Source organism: Streptomyces sp. NPDC059832, from assembly GCF_042731715.1.
Lineage (GTDB): Bacteria > Actinomycetota > Actinomycetes > Streptomycetales > Streptomycetaceae > Streptomyces.
The window spans coordinates 250,244-270,275 of the sequence record NZ_JBHWIY010000005.1; the positions used below are offsets into that span (position 1 = coordinate 250,244).

Sequence of the window (20,032 nt, forward strand, 5' to 3'; positions counted from 1 at the left end):
GAAGGATGGCGAGTCGGGAGGGAGCCGGACATGGACGAGAAGGAAGCACTCCGCGTGGGCGCCGCGGTCCGCCGAAGGCGCAGAACCCTGGGGCTCACACTGGCCGCGGTCGCCGACCGCAGTGGTCTGTCCGTGCCGTTCCTCAGCCAGATCGAGAACGAGCGGGCCCGGCCCAGCGCCCGGTCCCTGGACCGGGTCGCCGAAGCCCTGGAGACCACCACGGCACGGTTGCGCGCCGCCGCGGACTCGGCACGCGCCGTCGCCGTGGTGCGCGCGGGCGAGGGCGACGGGGTACGCAGGGTGGTGCGCGGACGCCATCAGCTCAGCGCCCTGGAGTTCACCGGGGAACTGGACCTCGGGCGCGAGTTCCAGCACCGAAACGACGAGGTGATGTACGTGGCGCAGGGCGCCGCCGAGGTCGAGGCCGAGGGACAGGCGTACCGGCTGGAGCAGGGCGACACCCTCTTCCTGTCCGGCGGGGTGCGGCACCGCTGGCGGGCCACGGTGCCCGGTACGCGGCTGCTGGTCGTCGCGGTCGCCGAGCACATCGACGCCACCTACGACCCGCGCCGCTGAGAGGGGCCCGTCGTGCGAGTCGTCTCCCTGGTCCCCTCGCTCACCGAGGCGGTCGCGGTCACCGCGCCCGGACTGCTGGTCGGGGTCACCGACTGGTGCACCCACCCGGCCGGCCTGGCCGCCGCCCGGATCGGCGGGACCAAGAATCCCGACGTGGCCGCGGTGCTCGCGCTCCGGCCCGATCTCGTCGTCGCCAACGAGGAGGAGAACCGCGAGGCCGACCTCGCGGCGATCCGGGCCGCCGGGACCGCGGTGCTGGTCACCGGGATCCGCACCCTCGACCAGGCCTTCGAGGAGCTCGAACGCGTCCTGGCCGCCTGCGGCCGGCCCAGGCCGCGCTGGCTGGACGAGGCCGAGGCCGCCTGGGCCGCGCTCCCGCCGCCCCGCGCCCCGCGCCGTGCGGTGGTGCCCGTCTGGCGCAGGCCCTGGATGGTGCTGGGCCGCGACACCTTCGCCGGGGACCTGCTGGCCAGGCTCGGCGTCGAGAACGTCTACGCGGACCACGCCGAGCGCTACCCCCGTATCCCGCTCGACGCACTCAACGCGGCGGGCGCCGATCTGGTGGTGCTGCCCGACGAGCCGTACCGCTTCACCGCGGACGACGGGCCCGAGGCCTTCCCCGCCCTGCCCGCCGCGCTGGTCGACGGGCGGTTCCTCACGTGGTACGGGCCGTCACTGGTGCGGGCGCCTGCGGTGCTGCGAGCAGCGCTCCGCTGAACAGCCCGCGCAGCGTCCGCACCCCGGCCACCGCCCATGCCGCCACCAGCAGCACATAGAGCGCGACGGCCAGCCAGGTGTACGCCGTGAGACCGGTGTGCCGGGCCAGGCCCGCGGCACCCGTGACACACGTACCGACCGGGAAGGTGAAGCCCCACCACGTCATGCCGAAGGTCATGCCGTTCCGTGCGGCCCGCACCACCAGTGCCACGGCCAGCGCCAGCCACAGCAGCGCGAAACCCATCACCGGCACCCCGTACAGCACGGCGAACACCCCGAGCCCCGAGGCGTACGGCGCCCGGATGGCGTCCGGCGCCACGTCGGCGAGCTGGTTGACCGCGGTCGTCGACTGCCCCAGCGGGCCGAGTACCAGGAAGAGCGTGGGCGTCAGCGCGAGCGGCAGCGGCCCCTGGTGGACGAGCCGGGCGAAGATCAACGGCAGCATCACCAGCGTGGCCAGCAGACTCAGACCGAACATCGCGTAGCAGGCCAGCAGCAGCGCCTCCCGCCACTGACCGGCCGGCAGCTCCGGCACCAGCAGCGGACCGAGGGCCGCGGAGACCATCGGGGCCACCAGCGGCAGCAGCCACACCGGCGACGCGGTGCCGGGTTCGATCCGGTGGCGTACGACCATCAGATACGGGATCGCGACCGCGGCGGCCAGCCCGATCAGCGTGCCCGCCGTGTACAGCACCACGTCCAGGGCGAGCGCGGCCCCGTGACCGATGACATCCCGGCCGACCACCATCGACGAGCCGCCGACGGCCAGCAGGGCCATCGAGAGACAGCCGTAGAACGGGGCCACGGCCGGGTCGAGCAGATGGCTGCGGGCCTGGTCGCGATGGGCGATCCAGTGCCCGGTACGGGCCACGAGCACCGCGGCGAGCGCGACCACCGCCAGCACCCACACCACCGTGCAGGCGGCCCGCAGTCCGGGGACGTGCACGGGCAGCGCGACACCCGCGCTCGCGACGATCGAGGTGCCCATGACGGCCGCGTACCAGTTGGGGCCGAGGTACCGCAGGGAAGGCAGCCGCACGGCGGCCGGAATCGGGGCTGGGGACTGCTGCGTCTGCGGAAAGATGGCCATGCCACGATTTTCTCGGCGAGGGACGGACCCCACCAGGGAGTCCGCATCTATGAGGTCATAAGGTGGCTTTATGGCCGGCGAAGCACATGTCCCTCTCTCCCACCGGGTTCCCGACCTCGGAGCGCTGGAACTCCTGCTCGCCGTCGCCCGGCACGGCAGCCTGGGGCGAGCCGCCCGGGACGTCGGCGTCACCCAGCCCGCCGCCAGCAGCCGCATCCGCTCCATGGAACGGCAGCTCGGCGTGGCCCTGCTGGACCGTTCACCGCGCGGCTCCCGGCTCACCGACGCGGGCGCGCTGGTCACCGACTGGGCACGCAGGATCGTCGAGGCGGCCGAGGCGTTCGACGCGGGCGCGCAGGCGCTGCGCGACCGGCGGGACTCCAGGCTGCGGGTCGCCGCCTCCATGACCATCGCCGAATACCTGCTGCCCGGCTGGCTGATAGCGCTGCGCGCCGAACGGCCGGACACGGCGGTCTCGCTGCTCGCCGGGAACTCGGCGGCGGTCGCGGGCCGGCTGCTGGTCGGCGAAGCCGACCTCGGTTTCGTGGAGGGCCTGTCCGTACCGGAAGGGCTCGACGGCACGGTCATCGCCCACGACCGCCTCGTCGTCGTGGTCGCCCCGTCCCACGTCTGGGCCCGCCGCCGCACGCCCCTGACCCCGCAGGAACTGGCCGCCACCCCGCTGATCCTGCGCGAACACGGCTCCGGCACCCGCCAGGTCCTGGACGCGGCCCTCGCCGTGCACGGCGGCCTCGCCCAGCCGCTGCTCGAACTCTCCTCCACGACCGCGGTGAAGGGAGCGGCGGAGAGCGGCGCCGGACCGTGCGTCCTGAGTGAACTGGCGCTCGGCGAGGAGCTGTCCTCGCGGCGCCTGGTCAAGGTCCCGGTCGCCGGAGTACGCCTGCGACGCCAGCTGCGCGCGGTCTGGCCCTCCGGCCACCGCCCGACCGGGCCGGCCCGCGACCTCCTGTCACTGACGGCGCGGGACGGCTGAGAGGCTGTCCCGCAATCCCAGGCTTCACGTCCGGACCGTGCCGGGGCCCGCGAGCCCCGGCAAAACCGCTGGCGGGCACCCGGTTCCGTGGCCAAGGATGCGCGGATGGATGTGATCGCTCCACCCGCCACCGGCGTCCGGCACCACTGGGCCGACCTCCCCGCGTCCGTCCGGAGCGCCGTCGAGGACATCCTCGGCGCCCGCGTCGTCGAGGCGCGGAGCCAGAGCGGTGGGTTCTCGCCGGGCGTCGCCGCCCGCGTCCGGCTCGCGGACGGGCGGCGCGCGTTCGTCAAGGCGGTGAGTGCCGGGACCAACCCCGGCAGCCCGGACCTGCACCGCGCCGAGGCCCGGCACACCGCGGCGCTCCCGCCCGACGCCCCCGCGCCCCGGCTGCTCGGTTCGTACGACGACGGCACCCGGGTCGCCCTCGTGCTCCAGGACATCGACGGCCGCCAGCCCCGCATCCCCTGGGAACCCGCCGAGCTGCACCGGGTCCTGGCGGCGGTCGGTGAGCTGGGCACCGCCCTGACCCCGGCACCGTTCGACGCGCCCTGCGCGGCCGTCCGCAAGGCCAAGATGTTCACCGGCTGGCGGACCCTGCTTGCCGAGGGGGACCCGGGTCGGCTCGACCCGTGGGCGGCGCGCCACCTCAGCCGGCTCGCGGAGCTGGAGTCGGGCTGGGAGGGACCGGCCACCGGGGACAGCCTCGCCCACAGCGACCTGCGGGCCGACAACATCCTGCTCACGGACGACCGGGTGGTCTTCGTCGACTGGCCCCACGCGCTGAGGGCCGCGCCCTGGTTCGACCTGCTGGTGATGCTGCCGTGCGTGGCGGCGCAGGGCGGCCCCGATCCGGAGACCGTCTTCACCGCCCACCCGCTGGGCCGGGACGTCGACCCGGCGGGGGTGACGGCCGTACTCGCCGCGCTGACCGGCTACTTCGTATCGGCTTCGCTGAAGCCGGCCCCGCCCGGTATGCCGACCCTCCGGGCCTTCCAGCGCGCCCAGGGCGCGGCGGCGCTGCGCTGGCTGCGGGAGAGACTGGGGCACGGCGCTCCTTGAGGGAGCCCTGTCAGACACCGGGCGCCAATGGTGATGAATCAGACCTTTGCGACCTCCGTGCGCTCCCCGCTCAGGCCAGGAAGCCGCGCAACAGTGCGGCCGTACCGGCGCAGTGCTCGCGCATCACCGCGCGCGCGGCCTCCCCGTCACCGTCGAGGACCGCCTCGACGAGGCTGGTGTGCTGGTGCTGCGAATGCTCCAGGTTCCGTACGAGCAGCGGTATGCAGTCCAGCAGGTCGTTCAGGGTGGCCCGGACGGCCGCGTACTGGGTGGTGAGCGACGCCGACCCGGAGAGCTCGGCCAGGGTCAGATGGAACAGGGTGTCGCGCCTGCGGTAGTCCTGCAGCGGGGCCTCGTGAGTCGCCGTCAGGGCGGCGCGCAGCCGGTCCGCGCCCTCGTCGTCGAGTCCCTGTACGGCGCACAGCTCGGCCGCCCCGGCCTCCAGCACCTCGCGGAAGCGCAGCACGTCCTCGATGTCGACGGACGCGACCCTCCGGCGCAGCTCGTCCTCGCCGGGGCTGCCGGTGCGCCGCAGCACGAACGTGCCGCCGTACCGGCCGCGCCTGCTCTCCACCAGGCCCTGGTCCTGCAGGACCTTCAGCACCTCGCGCAGGGTGACCCGGCTGATCCCCAGCAGCTCGGAGAGGTCGCGCTCGGCCGGCAGGCGTCCGCCGCCCGGCACCAGCCCGAGCCTGATCACCTGGAGGATCTGCTCCAGTGCCTCCTCGAAGCCGTTCCCCGCCCGGACCGGCCGCAGCACGGGCATCAGGCGGTCGATGAACTCGCTTTCCCCGGCCATGCCCCGCTCCCCTTCCCGGTCAAGGTCGACCATCAATGGTTGACCCTCACACCTTAAGTCTTCCGGCAATTGACGGGTCCCGGCCGGTGATCGAACCCTAGAGTGGGGGGATGAGCAACACGACACCGCCCGGCTGGTACCCGGACGCCGCGTCACCGGGCACCGACCGCTGGTGGGACGGCACGGAGTGGACCGCGCACACCCGTCCGGCCGCCCAGGTGTCCCAGGGGTTCGGTCCGCCCGAGCCGGTCGCCGCCGCATCCGGCGGCGGCACCGCCGGGGGCGGGGGCGGCACCCGGCTCGTCGCGCTCGCCGTGGCCGGGCTGGTCGTCGTCGGCGCGGCCGTCACCGGGGCCGTCCTGCTGGGCAGGGACGAAAGCGGTACGCGGCCCGAGGCCCGACCGAGCAGCTCCGCTCCGCCGGCCACCGCCGCGACGGACACCCCGTCGCCCGGTGACTCACCGGCCGAGGACGACCCGAAGGTCCTCGTCGACCAGCTCGACGGCATCACCCTGCCGATCCCCGACGGCTGGGAGAAACCCGGCAGGACCGTCGAACCGGTCCTCACCATGCGCACCGTCGGCTCCTACGACTGCCCCGGCAGCGCCTCCGACTTCTGCTACCACGGCACGGTGACCAGCCGCATCGCGAGCGCCACGGACATCACCTCCGCCGAGGAGCTCGCCAAGCAGGACATCGCCACCGCCGCCGACAGCGCCTACGGGAAGAACCTCGTCGGCGAGCGGATCCACGGCGGCATCACGTCCCACAAGCAGCTCGACTCCGCGGCCGTGAGCGTCGCCGGACGCGCCGGCTACCAGGTCCGCTGGCGCGTCGACACGGCCGAGGGGCCCGGCGGTTATGTGCAGTCGCTCGTCTTTCCGTCCACGATCGGCAGCGAATCGCTGATCATCGTCCGCTACGCCTTCGACGCCGGCCCCGACGGACCGCCGCTCTCGCTCATGGACACCATCACCAAGGGGATCCGGCGGATCGGCGACAGCGCGACGAGCGGTGGCGTGGGCAGCTCGATCGCGCCCTGACACGGGCCGCCCCGCTCAGAGGAACGTACGGCCCTCGCCCCGGTACGTCGGCACGGCCGCGGTCACCCGGTCGCCCTCGATCAGCTGCAACTCGTCGAAGCGCTCGCACAGTTCACCGGCCTTCGCGTGCCGGAACCACACCTTGTCACCGATCAGCAGATCGTCGGCCGGGGCGCCGAGCAGCGGGGTCTGCACCTCGCCGGGCCCCTCCTGCGGGTCGTAGCGCAGTCCCTCCGGCAGATACGGGACGGGCAGCCGGTCCGGGCCCGCGGGGCCGGACGCCGGGTAGCCGCCACCGAGGACCGTCACCACGCCAACTCCCGGCCGGCGCACCACGGGATGGGCGAACAGTGCCGCCGGACGGGCCGTGAACGACGTGTAGTTGTCGAACAGCCTCGGCACGTAGAGCCCCGACCCGGCCGCGATCTCGGTCACCGCGCGCTCGGCCGCGGTGTGCTGCACACTGCCCGTGCCGCCGCCGTTCACGAACTCCAGGTCCGGCGCCACCGCCCGTACCGCGCGCACCACCTCGGCCCGCCGGACGGCCAGTTCCCTGCGGCCCGCGGCCTGCATCAGCCGGACCGCCCGGGAGCGCAGCGGCCGGCCCTCGACCGAATCCCCGACCCCGGCGATATGGCCCTCGTACGCCATCAGACCCACCAGCCGGAAACCCGGCCGCCGGGCCACCGAGCGTGCCAGTTCCGCCAGTTGGGCGGGGGAGCGCAGCGGCGACCGCAGGGCGCCGACCCTGACCCGGCCGCCGAGCAGCCGGAGCGAGGTGTCCAGCTCCAGGCAGACCCGTATCTCCTCGCGGCCACCCGCCCGCGCCGCGTCGATCAGCTCCAACTGCGCGTGGTCGTCGACCATCACCGTCACCGCCGCGGCCAGCTTCGGATCGGCGGCCAGCTCCGCGAAGGCGGCCCGGTCGGCCGACGGATAGGCCAGCAGCACGTCCTCGAACCCGGCCCGCGCCAGCCACAGCGACTCCGCCAGCGTGAACGACATGATCCCGGCGAAACCGGGCCGCGCCAGCACCCGCTCCAGCAGGGCCCGGCAGCGCACCGACTTGCTCGCCACCCGGATCGGCTTCCCGGCCGCCCGGCGGACGAGATCGTCGGCATTGGCGTCGAACGCGTCGAGATCGACGATGGCGATCGGGGCGTCCAGATGGGCGGTGGCCCGGTTGTACCGGGTCCGGTCAGCGGCACGGGCAGTCATGGCGGCAGCTTGCCAGACGTCCGTACCGCTGGGTAGGGGGATGTTCCGCGCAGATCGTCCGGGGCCGGGCGGCCCGCTCCCGCCAGGGGCGTTCCACCCCGTAGAGTGACGGCACGCGGCAACCAACGGGCCTGCCTGTGACGTCGATCCGCGCACGGTACGGAATGGGACCAGGGGGGCGGATGAGTACCGAGGCGCAGCACGCTCCTGTCCCGCCCCGACCCACGACCCCGCCGTCGGCGCCCCCGGCGCAGGACCCCCCTCCGGCTTCCGCGGGCACACCCGATCCGACGCGCCCGAGCACACCGCCGCCCGCGGCGGCCGCCCCGCCCGTGGAGACCACGGCCCGGCTCCGGCCCGTGCCCCCGGCCCCCGCCGCGCCCGCCACCACCCCACTCGGCACCACCCCGCCGCGCCCCGAACAGCCGCCCGCGGCGACCCGCCGCCGGCCCGTCGGCGCCGTGGACCTCACCCCGCGCCCGGGAGCGGCCCCGCCACCGGCCGGGCCGGCCCACGTCCCGCACCCGTACCGGCAGCCGCAGCCGTACCGAGGTCCCCACCCCGAGACACCCGCCGAGACCACCACCCGGCTGCGCCCGATCCGTACCCGTCACCCCGCCAGGACCGCGACCGCCGCGGCCTGTGTCGTGCTCGGGCTCGGACTGATCGGCGGCGCGGCCACCGGCGCCTGGCTCACCAGCGACTCCTCGGCCGACGCCGCCGCCCACAGCGCCTACACCGTGGGCCGTTCCGCCTGGCACAGCGTCCCCGTGGACACCCTCTTCCCCCGCACGCTGACCGGTGACGGAGCGGGCCCCGGCGGCGCCGACCGGATCTGGACCCGGATCGCCGTCGCCCCGGACGGCGGCTGCCGGGCGGCCCTGGACCCGCTGCTGGCCAGGACCCTCGGCCCGGTCGGCTGCGAGCGCCTGCTCCGTGCCACCTACACCGACGCCACCACCAGCAGCGTCACCACGGTCGGGGTGATCTTCACCGAGGGCGACCCGGCGGCGATGAAGGCGCTGAGCACCCGCTTCACCGGCCAGCACCTCGGCCGGCGCACCGACCTGATGCCCCGCACCTACCCCGCCAAGGGCACGGTCGCCGCCGGGTTCGGCGACCGGCAGCGCGCCAGCTGGACCGTCCGCGTACTGACCGAGGTGCCCGTCGTCGTCTTCGCCGTGTCCGGCTTCGCCGACGGACGGACCGTCACCGACCCGCAGCCCGTCGACCGGGCCACGGCCGCGGACGCCACGACGGCCGCCGCCCAGGCCGGGCTCGGCCACGAGGCCAAGGGCATCGCCGACCGGATCGAGCGCGGCCTGCGCCGGACCGTCACCGACCTCACGGAGAAGCCGGAATGAGCCGCCGTCACCGTGCCCTGGGCGCGGTCTGCGCCGCCACCGCGTTCACGCTCCTGCCCGCGGCACCGGCCGGGGCCGACGCCATCCGGGACCAGCAGTGGGGCCTCCAGACGCTCCACACCGACAAGGCGTGGCGGACCACCAAGGGCAGGGGAGTCACCGTCGCCGTCGTCGACACCGGGGTCGACGGCAGCCTTCCCGATCTGGCCGGCCAGGTACTGCCCGGCAAGGACATGATCGGCTTCGGCGCCCGCAGCGGTGATCGCTCCTGGGCCCGGCACGGCACCGCGATGGCGGGCATCATCGCTGGTCACGGCCATGGAGCGGGGCGCGACGACGGCGTGCTCGGCATCGCGCCCGAGGTGAAGATCCTCCCGGTGCGGGTGATCCTCGAAGCCTCCGACCCGGCCCGCGCCAAGGCCCGGGAGTCACGCGGCACGGCCCTCGCCGACGGCATCCGCTGGGCCGCCGACCACGGCGCCGACGTCATCAACCTCTCGCTCGGCGACGACAGCAAGTCCGCGCACCCCGAGCCCGGCGAGGACGCCGCCATCCAGTACGCGCTGAAGAAGGGGGCCGTCGTCGTCGCCTCCGCGGGCAACGGCGGCGAGAAGGGCGACCACATCTCGTACCCCGCCGCCTACCCCGGCGTGATCGCGGTCGCCGCCGTCGACCGGTACGGCACCCACGCCGCGTTCTCCACCCGCCGCTGGTACGCCACCGTCAGCGCCCCCGGGGTCGACATCGTCGTCGCCGCACCCGACCACCAGTACTACGTGGAGTGGGGCACCTCCGCCGCCTCCGCTTTCGTCTCGGGCGCGGTCGCGCTGGTCCGCGCCGCGCATCCCGGACTGACGCCCGCCCAGATCAAGAAGCTCCTCGCGGACACGGCCCGCAGCGCCCCGGCGGCCGGCCGCGACGACGCCCGGGGGTACGGCATCGTCGACCCCGCCGCGGCGATCGAGGCCGGAGCCGCGCTCCGCCCCGCCGGTCTGCGCGCCGAATCCGCCGGGACCGGCTACCGGAAGCGGTACTTCGGCGCCGGCCCCACCCCCGAGCGCCACGAAAGCAGCCCTGCGGGCTGGCTCGCCGCAGGCGCGGGCGGCCTCGGAGCGGTGCTGCTCGCCCTGGCCGTGGTGCTCTGGCGCGGCAGGGGCCGCGGTCCCGCCGCCGTACGGGGCTGAACGCGGCCCCAGGGCGAAAGGCGCCGGCTCACCGCGCGGCGCCGAGCACCCCCACCGCGGCCCTCGCCACCGACTCGACCAGCGCGATCCCCGACTCCTTCGTCCCGTGCCCGTCCGAGAGCACCGCCAGCAGACAGGCGCGCGCGCCGGTCCGGACCCGCCCGATGCTGTTGATGTCCCACAGCCCGGTCGTCGTCCGTGGCATCCACCCGTTCTTCAGGGCGCAGTCGCTGCCCGCCGCCGACACACCCCACCGCTGACCGGCCTCGACCCGCTCCATCAGCCCCCGCAGATACGCACGCGAGTCCTCGCCCAGCTCCGAAGCCGTGCCGAACACCGCGCGCAGCAGCGTCAGCCGGTCCGCCGCCGTGGTCCGGGTCAGTCCCCAGGCGTGCGCCGCCGTCGTCCCGGTCAGGCCCAGGCGCGCATTGGCCGCGTCGAGCGCCGCCGGACCGCCGATGGCCCGCAGCAGCGCGGTGGCGGAGGCGTTGTCGCTCCGCTCGATCATGACGGTGGCACGGTCGCGCTCGACGGCGGTGAGCGCGCGGTGCTCGTCCTGGGCGATGAGCAGCAGTGCCGCGGCGATGTCGACCTTGACGACGCTGGCGGTGTCGAACGCGCCGTCCCCGTAGACCGCCCGAGCCCCGTTTTCGGTGTCCAGCACGGCGACCGACACCCTCGCGCCATCCGTGCCGGCCGGCAGCGGCTCCACCGCCGCGGCCAGTGCCGTGTCGAGATCCACCGGCGGCTCCTCGCTCTTGGTCACCCGTCGTCACCCGTCGTCGCCGGGACCGACGATACGGACCCGGCCGCGGAGAGCGGCCGATGCCGACCTGTCGGCAGGGCGGGAAAGCCCAGGCACTAGGCTCGCCCTGTGGCGCAGAAGAACATTCCGGACCCCGGATACTCCGACGACGACGGCACGGCCGACCCGGCACTGACCGAGGCACTGGCCGCCTGGGCCGAGGACCGCAAGGCCGTCGGCCCGGTACTCGAAGCACTCAAGGGCACCCGGCTCCTGGTCCCGGTCGTCGCGGTACTGGGGGAGGTGGAGGAGGACGAGAACGGGCTGCGTCGCGAGAAGACCAGCGACATGGCCGTCCCCACCCTCCAGGCGGGGGACCGCCGCGCCCTGCCCGCCTTCACCTCGACCGCCTCGCTGGCCCTCTGGGATCCGCAGGCACGCCCCGTCGCCGTACCCCTGCACCAGGCGCTGCAGGCCGCCGCGCACGAGAAGGCGGACACGGTCGTCCTCGATCTCGCAGGCCCGGTCGCGTTCGAGCTGACCGGCTCCGCACTGCTCGCCCTCGCCGAGGGCCGCACCAGCGCCGACCCGCTGGACGACCCCGCCGTCACCTCGGCGGTACGGACCGCGGTCGCCGCCGAGCCCGCGGTGCTCCGGGCCCACCTCGGCCCCGGCCGGGCCGACGGCACCCTCGCCCTGGTCCTCGCACCCGGCGCGGACGCCGCCGAAGCGGCCCGCCGGGTCGCGGAGCTGCTGGCGGCCGACGAGGTCCTGCGCGCCCGCCTGGTACGCGGCCTCGACCTGGCACTGCTGCCGGCCGACGCCGCCGCGCCCGGTAAGCCCCTGTTCACGCGCTGAACGTCGAGAGCCCCCTGCCCGGGATGGGGCTGGGGGCTCTCATGCTCGTGGCAACGGAACAGACGGGTGGGGCTCAGCCGAAGACCGGGCCGGTGTACTTCTCGCCGGGACCCTGACCGGGCTCGTCCGGTACCAGCGACGCCTCGCGGAACGCGAGCTGCAGTGACTTCAGGCCGTCCCGCAGCGGGGCCGCGTGGAAGGAGCTGATCTCGGTGGCGCTGCCGTCCAGCAGACCGGCCAGCGCGTGCACCAGCTTGCGGGCCTCGTCGAGGTCCTTGTGCTCGTCGCCGTCCTCGGTCAGGCCGAGCTTCACGGCGGCGGCGCTCATCAGATTGACCGCGACCGTCACGATCACCTCGACCGCGGGCACCTCCGCGATGTCGCGGGCCATGTCGTCGAAGCCGGGGGAATCACTGGTGGGGGTCGCGTCACTCATGCGCCATACGATAGGCCCACGCCGATGCCGCCCCGCCCGCGGGAGCGGTGCGGAGACAGCCGGTTAGCGTACGCCCGGGGGAGCTGCTAACCTTGTGTAACGACCGGCTGGGCAGCTATGTGCCCGGCCCACAAGTGGAGGCTCCGATCTCCCACCTGGCTGTCCTTCAGGATGGCGGGTCATCCGGTCAGGCGGTGGCCATCGTTCCGTACGGACGATGGGACCGCCCGATGCGCCCCGCGGTTGGCCGCGGTGGTTCCGGTTGTTTCAGGAGCCCCGCCTGTGTCCCGTCCGGGGCATTTTTATTGCACTGGTGCGGTTGGTCTCACGAAACAGACGTTACGTGGCTGTCCGCCAGGCGGCCGCGTGGTGCTACCGAGGAGGATCCATCAGCGCCGAGCCCCGCATCAACGACCGGATTCGCGTTCCCGAGGTGCGACTTGTCGGTCCCAGCGGCGAGCAGGTCGGGATTGTTCCGCTTGCCAAGGCCCTGGAACTCGCACAGGAGTACGACCTCGACCTGGTCGAGGTGGCGGCGACCGCCCGTCCGCCCGTGTGCAAGCTCATGGACTACGGGAAGTTCAAGTACGAGTCGGCCATGAAGGCCCGTGAGGCGCGCAAGAACCAGGCGCACACGGTCATCAAGGAGATGAAGCTCCGGCCGAAGATCGACCCGCACGACTATGACACCAAGAAGGGTCACGTCGTCCGGTTCCTCAAGCAGGGCGACAAGGTCAAGATCACGATCATGTTCCGTGGTCGTGAGCAGTCCCGCCCGGAGCTGGGCTTCCGACTGCTCCAGCGTCTGGCTTCGGATGTGGAGGAACTCGGCTTCATCGAGTCCAACCCGAAGCAGGACGGCCGGAACATGATCATGGTTCTGGGCCCGCACAAGAAGAAGACCGAAGCCATGGCCGAGGCCCGCGAGGCCCAGGCCGCCCGCAAGGCGGGGCGTCAGGGTTCCACCCCCGACGCCGAGGCCGCGGACGAGGCTGCCGAAGCGCAGCCCGAGGCTCCGGCCGAGACACCTTCCGAGGCGTGACCTCAGGGGGCCGCCATCCAGGCGGCCCCGGGTCTCCCCGGAATTCCCACCAAGATCTGACGCCCCTGCTGCCCGGTGCCCGCACCGCGAGGGGCGCCACTGACGAGGAGAGAACGGCGCGATGCCGAAGAACAAGACGCACAGCGGTGCCAGCAAGCGCTTCAAGATCACCGGCTCCGGCAAGGTGCTCCGTGAGCGCGCAGGCAAGCGCCACCTTCTTGAGCACAAGTCGTCCAAGAAGACCCGCTCGCTGACCGGCACGGTCGTAGTGGCTCCGTCCGACGCCAAGAAGATCAAGAAGCTTCTCGGCAAGTGAGTCCGCGGCCCGCGGTGAACCCGTGGGCGGCGCACTCGACTGAGACCGGGACCAATTCGTTTCCGGGCCGTGTGAGTCCAACCACGGCCCCGCTACAAGGAGTTAAAAAGTGGCACGCGTCAAGCGGGCAGTAAACGCTCACAAGAAGCGCCGGGCAATCCTCGAGCAGGCCAGCGGTTACCGCGGCCAGCGCTCCCGCCTGTACCGCAAGGCGAAGGAGCAGGTCACCCACTCCCTCGTCTACAACTACAACGACCGCAAGAAGCGCAAGGGCGACTTCCGTCAGCTGTGGATCCAGCGCATCAACGCCGCTGCCCGCCAGAACGGCATGACGTACAACCGCCTCATCCAGGGTCTGAAGGCCGCCAACATCGAGGTGGACCGCAAGATCCTGGCCGAGCTCGCGGTCAACGACAGCAACGCGTTCGCCGCCCTCGTCGAGGTTGCCCAGAAGGCCCTCCCGAGCGACGTCAACGCCCCGAAGGCCGCCTGATCCAGGTCGCACTTCCTGTCTTCTGAGCCGGACCCGCAGGCGCTCGCCGTCTGCGGGTCCGGTGCGTTGCACGACATGTTCCGTACGTCCGTCACCTCCGTACGCAGAGAGGCTCGCCGCCGACCATGGGCACCCCCGAACTGATCTCCCCGCGATCACCGCGCGTCACCGCCGCCCGGCGGCTGGCCAGGCGCAACTTCCGCGGCAAGGAGCGCAGGTTCATCGCCGAGGGGCCGCAGGCCGTGCGCGAGGCCGCCGAGCACCGCGGCAGCGACGGCGAGCCGACACTGATCGAACTGTTCGCCACCGTCGAGGCGGCCGAGCGGTACGCCGACATCGTCGCCGCCGCCCACGCGGCCGGCGCCCGGGTGCACCTCGCCGACGGCGAAGTGCTCGCCGACGTGTCGCAGACCGTCACCCCACAGGGCCTGATCGGCGTCTGCCGCTTCCTCGACACCCCGTTCGACGCGATCCTCGCCGCGAAGCCGAAGCTCGTCGCCGTCCTCGCCCACGTGCGCGACCCCGGCAACGCCGGTACGGTGCTGCGCTGCGCCGACGCGGCGGGCGCCGACGCCGTCGTGCTCACCGACGCCTCGGTGGACCTCTACAACCCCAAGTCGGTCCGGGCCTCGGTCGGTTCGCTCTTCCACCTCCCGGTCGCCGTCGGCGTCCCGGTCGAGCAGGCCGTGCGGGGGCTGCGGGCGGCGGGCGTACGGATCCTCGCCGCCGACGGCGCGGGCGACGACGACCTCGACGACGAGCTCGACGCGGGCACCATGGGCGGTCCGACCGCCTGGGTCTTCGGCAACGAGGCCTGGGGCCTGCCTGAGGAGACCCGGGCGCTGGCCGACGCCGTCGTACGCGTTCCCATCCACGGCAAGGCGGAGAGCCTCAACCTCGCGACGGCGGCGGCCGTCTGCCTGTACGCCTCCGCGAGGGCCCAGCGCCCGAGGTGACCGCGGCTCCGCGCCACCGCAGGGTGTCGCTCCGTCACCGACGACTAGTAGGGTGGCGAACTCGGGGGCCCACTGCACCGGTTCGAGAGGTGGGGTACGGGATATGGCTGTCGGCATGAGCAGGCCGCGCGAGACACATGCGGCCGTCGTGCGCGCCCGTGAACCCGTCGGCACGGCCGGTGGACCGGACGGGAGCGGGGAGCTCGGAGCCGTCGACATGGGTGTCGATCCCGACGACCTGCCCGACGGACTGGTCGTCGCCGACGAGACCGGCCGGGTCATCTGCTTCAACGCCGCCGCCGCCCGGATCACCGCGGTGCCCCGGGCCGCCGCCCTCGGCCGCTCCCTGGAGCACGCGCTGCCGCTGGAGGACCTCAAGGGCCGCCGCTGGTGGACCCTGACCGATCCCTACGGCGGCCTCGCCACCCGGGTCGGCCAGCCCGAGCGCAATCTGCTGCTGCCCGGCGGCCGGGAGGTCCTGGTCTCCGCCCGTTACGTGCGCGAGCACCCGACCGGCCCGGTGCGCCGCGTGGTGATCTCGCTGCGCGGCACCGAGGCCCGCCGCCGCAACGAGCGCAGCCACGCCGAGCTGATCGCGACGGTCGCCCATGAGCTGCGCTCCCCGCTGACCTCCGTCAAGGGCTTCACCGCGACCCTCCTCGCCAAATGGGAGCGGTTCACCGACGACCAGAAGCGCCTGATGCTGGAGACGGTCGACGCCGACGCGGGCCGCGTCACCCGGCTCATCGCCGAGCTGCTCGACATCTCCCGGATCGACTCAGGACGCCTGGAACTGCGGCGCCAGCCCGTGGACCTCTCCGCCGCCGTCGAACGTCACATCCAGGCCCTCACCGCGAGCGGCCAGACCCCCGACCGCTTCCTCGTGCGCACCTGCCAGCCGCTGCCCGCGGTCTGGGCCGACCCGGACAAGGTCGACCAGGTGCTGGGCAACCTGCTGGAAAACGCGGTGCGCCACGGCGAGGGAACCGTCACCATTGAAGTCGCACCCGCACCCGCGAAGAGCGACGAGAAGGGAACGGCCGTCACCGTGAGCGACGAGGGCCCCGGCATCCCCGAGGAGTCGATGGGCCGTGTCTTCACTCGCTTCTGGCGGGGAAGCAAGCGCGGCGGCACGGGCCTGGGCCTCTACATCGTCAAGGGCATCGTCGAGGCGCACGGCGGCACGATCACGGTCGGCCGTGGTCCCGGCGGCGGCGCGGAGTTCCGATTTATTCTGCCCGTGAGCGCGCCGGCCTACCTGGTCTGAGCGGCCCACGGGCCTCCCACACATCCTGTGGCCCTTAGACTCGACCTTTGGCACCTTTGCGTCCTCCAGTCGTCGATCGGGGCCATGGGGGTCCGGGGCATTCCCCCGGTAAGCGCAGTATCAGCCAATCGGAAGCACGGGAAGAGATGTCGGCACCGAACAAGTCGTACGACCCAGTCGAGGTCGAGGCACTGAAACCGGAAGAGATCGAGCGCATGCGGGACGAGGCGTTCGCCGCCTTCGCCGCCGCCGGTGACCTCGACGCGCTCGCCCAGGCGAAGACCGCGCACACCGGTGGTACCTCGCCGCTGTCGCTCGCCAACCGCGAGATCGGCGCACTGCCGCCGCAGGCCAAGGCCGAGGCGGGCAAGCGCGTGGGCCAGGCCCGCAGCGCCGTCTCCAAGGCCCTCGCCGCCCGTCAGGCGGAGCTGGAGGCCGAGCGGGACGCCCGTGTGCTGGTCGAGGAGGCGGTGGACGTCACGCTGCCCTACGACCGCACCCCGGCAGGTGCCCGCCACCCGCTGACGACCATCATGGAGCGCGTCGCGGACGTCTTCGTCGCCATGGGCTACGAGGTCGCCGAGGGCCCCGAGGCCGAGGCGGAGTGGTTCAACTTCGACGCCCTGAACTTCGTGCCCGACCACCCGGCCCGGCAGATGCAGGACACCTTCTTCGTCCAGGGCGCCGACGGTGCCAGGAACGACGAGTCCGGTGTCGTGCTGCGTACCCACACCTCGCCGGTCCAGGCCCGCTCCCTGCTCGACCGCGAGCCGCCGGTCTACGTCGTCTGCCCCGGCCGCGTCTACCGCACCGACGAGCTCGACGCCACGCACACCCCGGTCTTCCACCAGATCGAGCTGCTGGCCGTCGACGAGGGCCTCACCATGGCCGACCTCAAGGGCACCCTCGACCACATGGTCCAGGCGCTCTTCGGCCCGGACATGAAGACCCGGCTGCGGCCGAACTTCTTCCCGTTCACCGAGCCGTCCGCCGAGATGGACATGGTCTGCTACGTCTGCCGCGGCGCGTCCGTCGGCAACCCGGACCGCCCCTGCCGCACCTGCGGCAGCGAGGGCTGGATCGAGCTCGGCGGCTGCGGCATGGTCAACCCGAAGGTGCTCATCGCCTGCGGCGTCGACCCCCAGAAGTACAGCGGATTCGCCTTCGGGTTCGGCATCGAACGGATGCTGATGTTCCGCCACAACGTAGAAGACATGCGAGACATGGTCGAGGGTGACGTCCGGTTCACCCGGCCGTTCGGGATGGAGATCTGATGCGCGTCCCGCTTTCCTGGCTGCGGGAGTACGTCGACCTGCCGGCGACGGAGACCGGCCGTGACGTACAGGCCAAGCTCGTCGACGTGGGTCTGGAGGTCGAGACCGTCGAGCAGATCGGCGCCGGCCTCAAGGGCCCGCTGGTCGTCGGACAGGTACTGACCATCGAGGAGCTGGAGGGCTTCAAGAAGCCCATCCGCTTCTGCACGGTCGACGTCGGCGACGCCAACGGCACCGGCGAGCCGCAGGAGATCGTCTGCGGCGCCCGCAACTTCGCCGTCGGCGACAAGGTCGTCGTGGTCCTCCCGGGCGCCGTGCTGCCCGGTGACTTCGCGATTGCCGCACGCAAGACGTACGGCAGGACCTCGCACGGCATGATCTGCTCCACCGACGAGCTCGGCATGGGCGACGACGGCACGCACGGCATCATCGTGCTGCCGCCGGAGCACGAGGCCGGTACCGACGCGATCGAGCTGCTCCAGCTCGTCGACGAGGTCCTCGACATCGCCGTCACGCCCGACCGCGGCTACTGCCTCTCCATGCGCGGCGTCGCCCGCGAGACCGCCATCGCGTACGGCCTGCCGCTGCGCGACCCGGCGCTCCTGGACGTGCCCGCGCCGAACGCGTACGGCTACCCGGTCAAGGTCGCCGACCCGTTCGGCTGCGACCGCTTCACCGCGCGCACCGTCGTCGGTCTGCAGCCCGAGGCCCGGTCCCCGATCTGGATGCAGCGCCGGCTCCAGAAGGCCGGGATGCGGCCGATCTCGCTCGCCGTCGACGTCACCAACTACGTGATGCTCGAACTCGGCCAGCCGCTGCACGCCTACGACCGGACCCGGATCGACGGTCCGATCGGGGTGCGCCGCGCCGAGCAGGGCGAGAAGCTCACCACGCTCGACGGCACGGTCCGCGTCCTGGACGCCGCCGACCTCGTCATCACCGACAACCGCGGGCCGATCGGCCTGGCGGGCGTCATGGGCGGTGCCAACACGGAGATCGCGGACGCAGCCGAAGGCACGCACACCACAGAGGTCGTCATCGAGGCGGCGCACTTCGACGCGATCTCGATCGCCCGGACCGCGCGCCGCCACAAGCTGTCCTCCGAGGCCTCCAAGCGCTTCGAGCGCGGCGTCGACCCGCAGGCCGCGGCAGCCGCCGCGCAGCGCACCGTCGACCTGCTGGTGCTGCTCGCCGGCGGCACCGCCGAGGCCGGGGTCACCGAGGTCAGCGCACCGTCCGCGCCCCGCACCATCGCGATGCCCGCGAACCACCCCGACCGGGTGGCCGGTGTCGCGTACGGGCGCGAGACCGTCGTACGCCGCCTCCAGGAGGTCGGCTGCGACGTCTACGGGCAGGACGAGCTGATCGTCACCGTGCCGTCCTGGCGCCCCGACCTCGGCGAGCCGAACGACCTCGCCGAAGAGGTCATCCGGCTGGAGGGTTACGAGAACCTCCCGTCCACGCTCCCGACCCCGCCGTCCGGCCGCGGGCTCACCGACCACCAGCGGCTGTACCGCAGGGTCGGCCGGGCGCTCGCCGGAGCCGGCTACGTCGAGGCGCTGAACTACCCGTTCATCGGCGACGCCGTCCTCGACCAGCTCGGGCTCGACGCCGACGACGCCCGCCGCCGTACCGTCAAGCTCGTCAACCCGCTCTCCGACGAGGAGCCGGCGCTGCGCACCACGCTGCTGCCGGGCCTGCTCGGCGCACTGCGGCGCAACGACGGCCGCGGCAGCCACGACCTCGCGCTCTTCGAGACCGGCCTGGTCTTCAGGCCGACCGGTACCGAGACCAGGGCCGTCCGGCTGCCCGTCGACCGCCGTCCCACCGACGAGGAGATCGCCGGGCTCGACGCCTCGCTGCCGCGTCAGCCGCGCCGCGCCGCGGTCGTCCTCGCGGGCGCCCGCGAGCAGGCCGGCTGGTGGGGCAAGGGCCGCCCGGCCGACTGGGCGGACTCCGTCGAGGCCGCCCGCACGATCGCCCGTGAGGCCGGTGTCGAGGTGACCGTCCGCAGCGACCGGCACGCGCCGTGGCACCCGGGCCGGTGTGCCGCGCTGTACGTCACGGTGAACGGCGAGGAGACCCTCTTCGGGCACGCCGGTGAGCTGCACCCGCGGGTCGTCAAGGACCTTCACCTGCCCGAGCGCACCTGCGCCATGGAGGTCGAGCTCGACGTCCTGGAGCAGGCCGTCGACGGTGCGCTCCAGGCGCCCCGGATCTCCACCTTCCCGGTGGCGACCCAGGACGTCGCGCTGATCGTCGCGGAGAACGTCCCGGCCGCCGATGTGGAGCGGGCGCTGCGCGAGGGCGCGGGCGAACTGCTCGAATCGGTGCGGCTGTTCGACGTCTTCACCGGTGAGCAGATCGGTGCGGGCCGCAAGTCCCTGGCGTACGCGCTGCGCTTCCGCGCGGCGGACCGCACGCTGACCGTCGACGAGGCTTCGGCCGCGCGCGACGCGGCGGTGGCCCTCGCCGCGGAGCGGACGGGCGCGGTGCTGCGGGGCGCGTAGCGTTTCGCGGGAACACGGCGAGGAGGGGCGCATCCGGTGACCGGGTGCGCCCCTCCCGCATGCTCGCCGAGCGGCGAGGACCGCACCC

At 73.2% G+C, this 20,032-nt stretch carries 20 protein-coding genes; 15 read left to right on the forward strand and 5 right to left on the reverse strand.

What is annotated here, in order from left to right; translation table 11 throughout:
- Positions 1-30: 30 nt before the first annotated feature.
- Both ACFV8T_RS11290 and ACFV8T_RS11295 read left to right on the forward strand, forming a co-directional pair.
- Positions 31-576 (forward strand): helix-turn-helix domain-containing protein, encoded by a 546-nt coding sequence (locus ACFV8T_RS11290; protein ID WP_266421699.1) that lies wholly within the window; start codon positions 31-33, stop codon positions 574-576.
- A 12-nt stretch (positions 577-588) separates the two neighbouring features.
- Complete coding sequence (locus ACFV8T_RS11295) at positions 589-1,293, forward strand: helical backbone metal receptor (RefSeq protein ID WP_385326542.1); 705 nt, start codon at positions 589-591, stop codon at positions 1,291-1,293.
- Here the strand turns inward: ACFV8T_RS11295 and ACFV8T_RS11300 are convergent.
- The gene (locus tag ACFV8T_RS11300) at positions 1,232-2,383 is read right to left on the reverse strand and encodes a TDT family transporter (protein ID WP_385326543.1); all 1,152 of its coding nucleotides are present in this window, start codon (positions 2,381-2,383) and stop codon (positions 1,232-1,234) included. The two genes, ACFV8T_RS11295 and ACFV8T_RS11300, sit on opposite strands and share 62 nt — an antisense overlap.
- 70 nt (positions 2,384-2,453) lie before the next feature.
- Between ACFV8T_RS11300 and ACFV8T_RS11305 the strand changes: the two genes are divergently transcribed.
- Both ACFV8T_RS11305 and ACFV8T_RS11310 read left to right on the forward strand, forming a co-directional pair.
- Positions 2,454-3,377: a LysR family transcriptional regulator gene (locus ACFV8T_RS11305; RefSeq protein ID WP_385326545.1), complete on the forward strand. Its 924-nt coding sequence runs from the start codon at positions 2,454-2,456 to the stop codon at positions 3,375-3,377.
- A 105-nt stretch (positions 3,378-3,482) separates the two neighbouring features.
- Complete coding sequence (locus ACFV8T_RS11310; protein ID WP_385326547.1) at positions 3,483-4,439, forward strand: phosphotransferase family protein; 957 nt, start codon at positions 3,483-3,485, stop codon at positions 4,437-4,439.
- Between the two features lie 70 nt (positions 4,440-4,509).
- On the opposite strand, the gene ACFV8T_RS11315 is transcribed toward ACFV8T_RS11310, so the two are convergent.
- A complete protein-coding gene (locus ACFV8T_RS11315; protein ID WP_385326548.1) occupies positions 4,510-5,238 on the reverse strand; it encodes a FadR/GntR family transcriptional regulator in 729 nt (242 codons plus the stop codon).
- A gap of 110 nt (positions 5,239-5,348) precedes the next feature.
- Between ACFV8T_RS11315 and ACFV8T_RS11320 the strand changes: the two genes are divergently transcribed.
- On the forward strand, positions 5,349-6,281 hold the full coding sequence (locus ACFV8T_RS11320) for a DUF2510 domain-containing protein (RefSeq protein WP_385326550.1): 933 nt from the start codon (positions 5,349-5,351) through the stop codon (positions 6,279-6,281).
- Between the two features lie 15 nt (positions 6,282-6,296).
- Here the strand turns inward: ACFV8T_RS11320 and ACFV8T_RS11325 are convergent, their stop codons facing one another.
- On the reverse strand, positions 6,297-7,499 hold the full coding sequence (locus ACFV8T_RS11325) for an amino acid deaminase/aldolase (RefSeq protein ID WP_385326551.1): 1,203 nt from the start codon (positions 7,497-7,499) through the stop codon (positions 6,297-6,299).
- A 461-nt stretch (positions 7,500-7,960) separates the two neighbouring features.
- Between ACFV8T_RS11325 and ACFV8T_RS11330 the strand changes: the two genes are divergently transcribed.
- Positions 7,961-8,863: a hypothetical protein gene (locus ACFV8T_RS11330; RefSeq protein WP_385326827.1), complete on the forward strand. Its 903-nt coding sequence runs from the start codon at positions 7,961-7,963 to the stop codon at positions 8,861-8,863.
- Positions 8,860-10,047, forward strand: a complete 1,188-nt coding sequence (gene mycP / locus ACFV8T_RS11335; protein WP_385326553.1) for a type VII secretion-associated serine protease mycosin — start codon at positions 8,860-8,862, stop codon at positions 10,045-10,047. Before ACFV8T_RS11330 ends, mycP begins: the two co-directional genes overlap by 4 nt.
- Positions 10,048-10,075: 28 nt before the next feature.
- Here the strand turns inward: mycP and ACFV8T_RS11340 are convergent, their stop codons facing one another.
- Complete coding sequence (locus ACFV8T_RS11340; protein ID WP_385326554.1) at positions 10,076-10,813, reverse strand: serine hydrolase; 738 nt, start codon at positions 10,811-10,813, stop codon at positions 10,076-10,078.
- Positions 10,814-10,921: 108 nt separating this feature from the next.
- On the opposite strand from ACFV8T_RS11340, the gene ACFV8T_RS11345 reads away from it, so the two are divergent.
- Positions 10,922-11,650 carry an SseB family protein gene (locus ACFV8T_RS11345; protein WP_385326556.1) on the forward strand — a complete coding sequence of 243 codons (729 nt, stop codon included), beginning with the start codon at positions 10,922-10,924 and terminating at the stop codon, positions 11,648-11,650.
- Positions 11,651-11,723: 73 nt separating this feature from the next.
- Here ACFV8T_RS11345 and ACFV8T_RS11350 read toward each other — a convergent pair whose 3' ends face one another.
- On the reverse strand, positions 11,724-12,086 hold the full coding sequence (locus ACFV8T_RS11350) for a DUF1844 domain-containing protein (protein ID WP_266421723.1): 363 nt from the start codon (positions 12,084-12,086) through the stop codon (positions 11,724-11,726).
- 343 nt (positions 12,087-12,429) lie between these two features.
- Here ACFV8T_RS11350 and infC point away from each other — a divergent pair, with 343 nt between their 5' ends.
- From infC to pheT, 7 genes are all read left to right on the forward strand, one after another.
- Positions 12,430-13,128 carry a translation initiation factor IF-3 gene (gene infC / locus ACFV8T_RS11355; protein WP_266421725.1) on the forward strand — a complete coding sequence of 233 codons (699 nt, stop codon included), beginning with the start codon at positions 12,430-12,432 and terminating at the stop codon, positions 13,126-13,128.
- Positions 13,129-13,249: 121 nt separating this feature from the next.
- On the forward strand, positions 13,250-13,444 hold the full coding sequence (gene rpmI / locus ACFV8T_RS11360; RefSeq protein WP_072484441.1) for a 50S ribosomal protein L35: 195 nt from the start codon (positions 13,250-13,252) through the stop codon (positions 13,442-13,444).
- 109 nt (positions 13,445-13,553) lie between these two features.
- Positions 13,554-13,937: a 50S ribosomal protein L20 gene (gene rplT / locus ACFV8T_RS11365; RefSeq protein WP_072484442.1), complete on the forward strand. Its 384-nt coding sequence runs from the start codon at positions 13,554-13,556 to the stop codon at positions 13,935-13,937.
- Positions 13,938-14,062: 125 nt separating this feature from the next.
- Positions 14,063-14,893, forward strand: coding sequence for a TrmH family RNA methyltransferase (locus ACFV8T_RS11370; RefSeq protein WP_385326558.1), 831 nt, complete (start codon positions 14,063-14,065; stop codon positions 14,891-14,893).
- A gap of 103 nt (positions 14,894-14,996) precedes the next feature.
- On the forward strand, positions 14,997-16,160 hold the full coding sequence (locus tag ACFV8T_RS11375; RefSeq protein WP_385326560.1) for an ATP-binding protein: 1,164 nt from the start codon (positions 14,997-14,999) through the stop codon (positions 16,158-16,160).
- Positions 16,161-16,306: 146 nt separating this feature from the next.
- Positions 16,307-17,434 carry a phenylalanine--tRNA ligase subunit alpha gene (gene pheS / locus ACFV8T_RS11380; protein WP_385326562.1) on the forward strand — a complete coding sequence of 376 codons (1,128 nt, stop codon included), beginning with the start codon at positions 16,307-16,309 and terminating at the stop codon, positions 17,432-17,434.
- Entirely contained in the window at positions 17,434-19,944 is a 2,511-nt protein-coding gene (gene pheT / locus ACFV8T_RS11385; protein ID WP_385326564.1) for a phenylalanine--tRNA ligase subunit beta, read from the forward strand. The genes pheS and pheT overlap by 1 nt, the downstream gene beginning before the upstream one ends.
- Positions 19,945-20,032: the final 88 nt, after the last annotated feature.

Coding starts and splice junctions, on each gene's coding strand:
- pheT (WP_385326564.1), top strand. CDS start 17,434: ATGCGCGTCCCGCTTTCCTGGCTGCGGGAGTACGTCGACCTGCCGGCG.
- pheS (WP_385326562.1), top strand. CDS start 16,307: ATGTCGGCACCGAACAAGTCGTACGACCCAGTCGAGGTCGAGGCACTG.
- rpmI (WP_072484441.1), top strand. CDS start 13,250: ATGCCGAAGAACAAGACGCACAGCGGTGCCAGCAAGCGCTTCAAGATC.
- ACFV8T_RS11290 (WP_266421699.1), top strand. CDS start 31: ATGGACGAGAAGGAAGCACTCCGCGTGGGCGCCGCGGTCCGCCGAAGG.
- ACFV8T_RS11310 (WP_385326547.1), top strand. CDS start 3,483: ATGGATGTGATCGCTCCACCCGCCACCGGCGTCCGGCACCACTGGGCC.
- ACFV8T_RS11320 (WP_385326550.1), top strand. CDS start 5,349: ATGAGCAACACGACACCGCCCGGCTGGTACCCGGACGCCGCGTCACCG.
- ACFV8T_RS11305 (WP_385326545.1), top strand. CDS start 2,454: ATGGCCGGCGAAGCACATGTCCCTCTCTCCCACCGGGTTCCCGACCTC.
- mycP (WP_385326553.1), top strand. CDS start 8,860: ATGAGCCGCCGTCACCGTGCCCTGGGCGCGGTCTGCGCCGCCACCGCG.
- ACFV8T_RS11375 (WP_385326560.1), top strand. CDS start 14,997: ATGGCTGTCGGCATGAGCAGGCCGCGCGAGACACATGCGGCCGTCGTG.
- ACFV8T_RS11325 (WP_385326551.1), bottom strand. CDS start 7,499: ATGACTGCCCGTGCCGCTGACCGGACCCGGTACAACCGGGCCACCGCC.
- ACFV8T_RS11315 (WP_385326548.1), bottom strand. CDS start 5,238: ATGGCCGGGGAAAGCGAGTTCATCGACCGCCTGATGCCCGTGCTGCGG.
- ACFV8T_RS11350 (WP_266421723.1), bottom strand. CDS start 12,086: ATGAGTGACGCGACCCCCACCAGTGATTCCCCCGGCTTCGACGACATG.
- ACFV8T_RS11300 (WP_385326543.1), bottom strand. CDS start 2,383: ATGGCCATCTTTCCGCAGACGCAGCAGTCCCCAGCCCCGATTCCGGCC.
- ACFV8T_RS11370 (WP_385326558.1), top strand. CDS start 14,063: ATGGGCACCCCCGAACTGATCTCCCCGCGATCACCGCGCGTCACCGCC.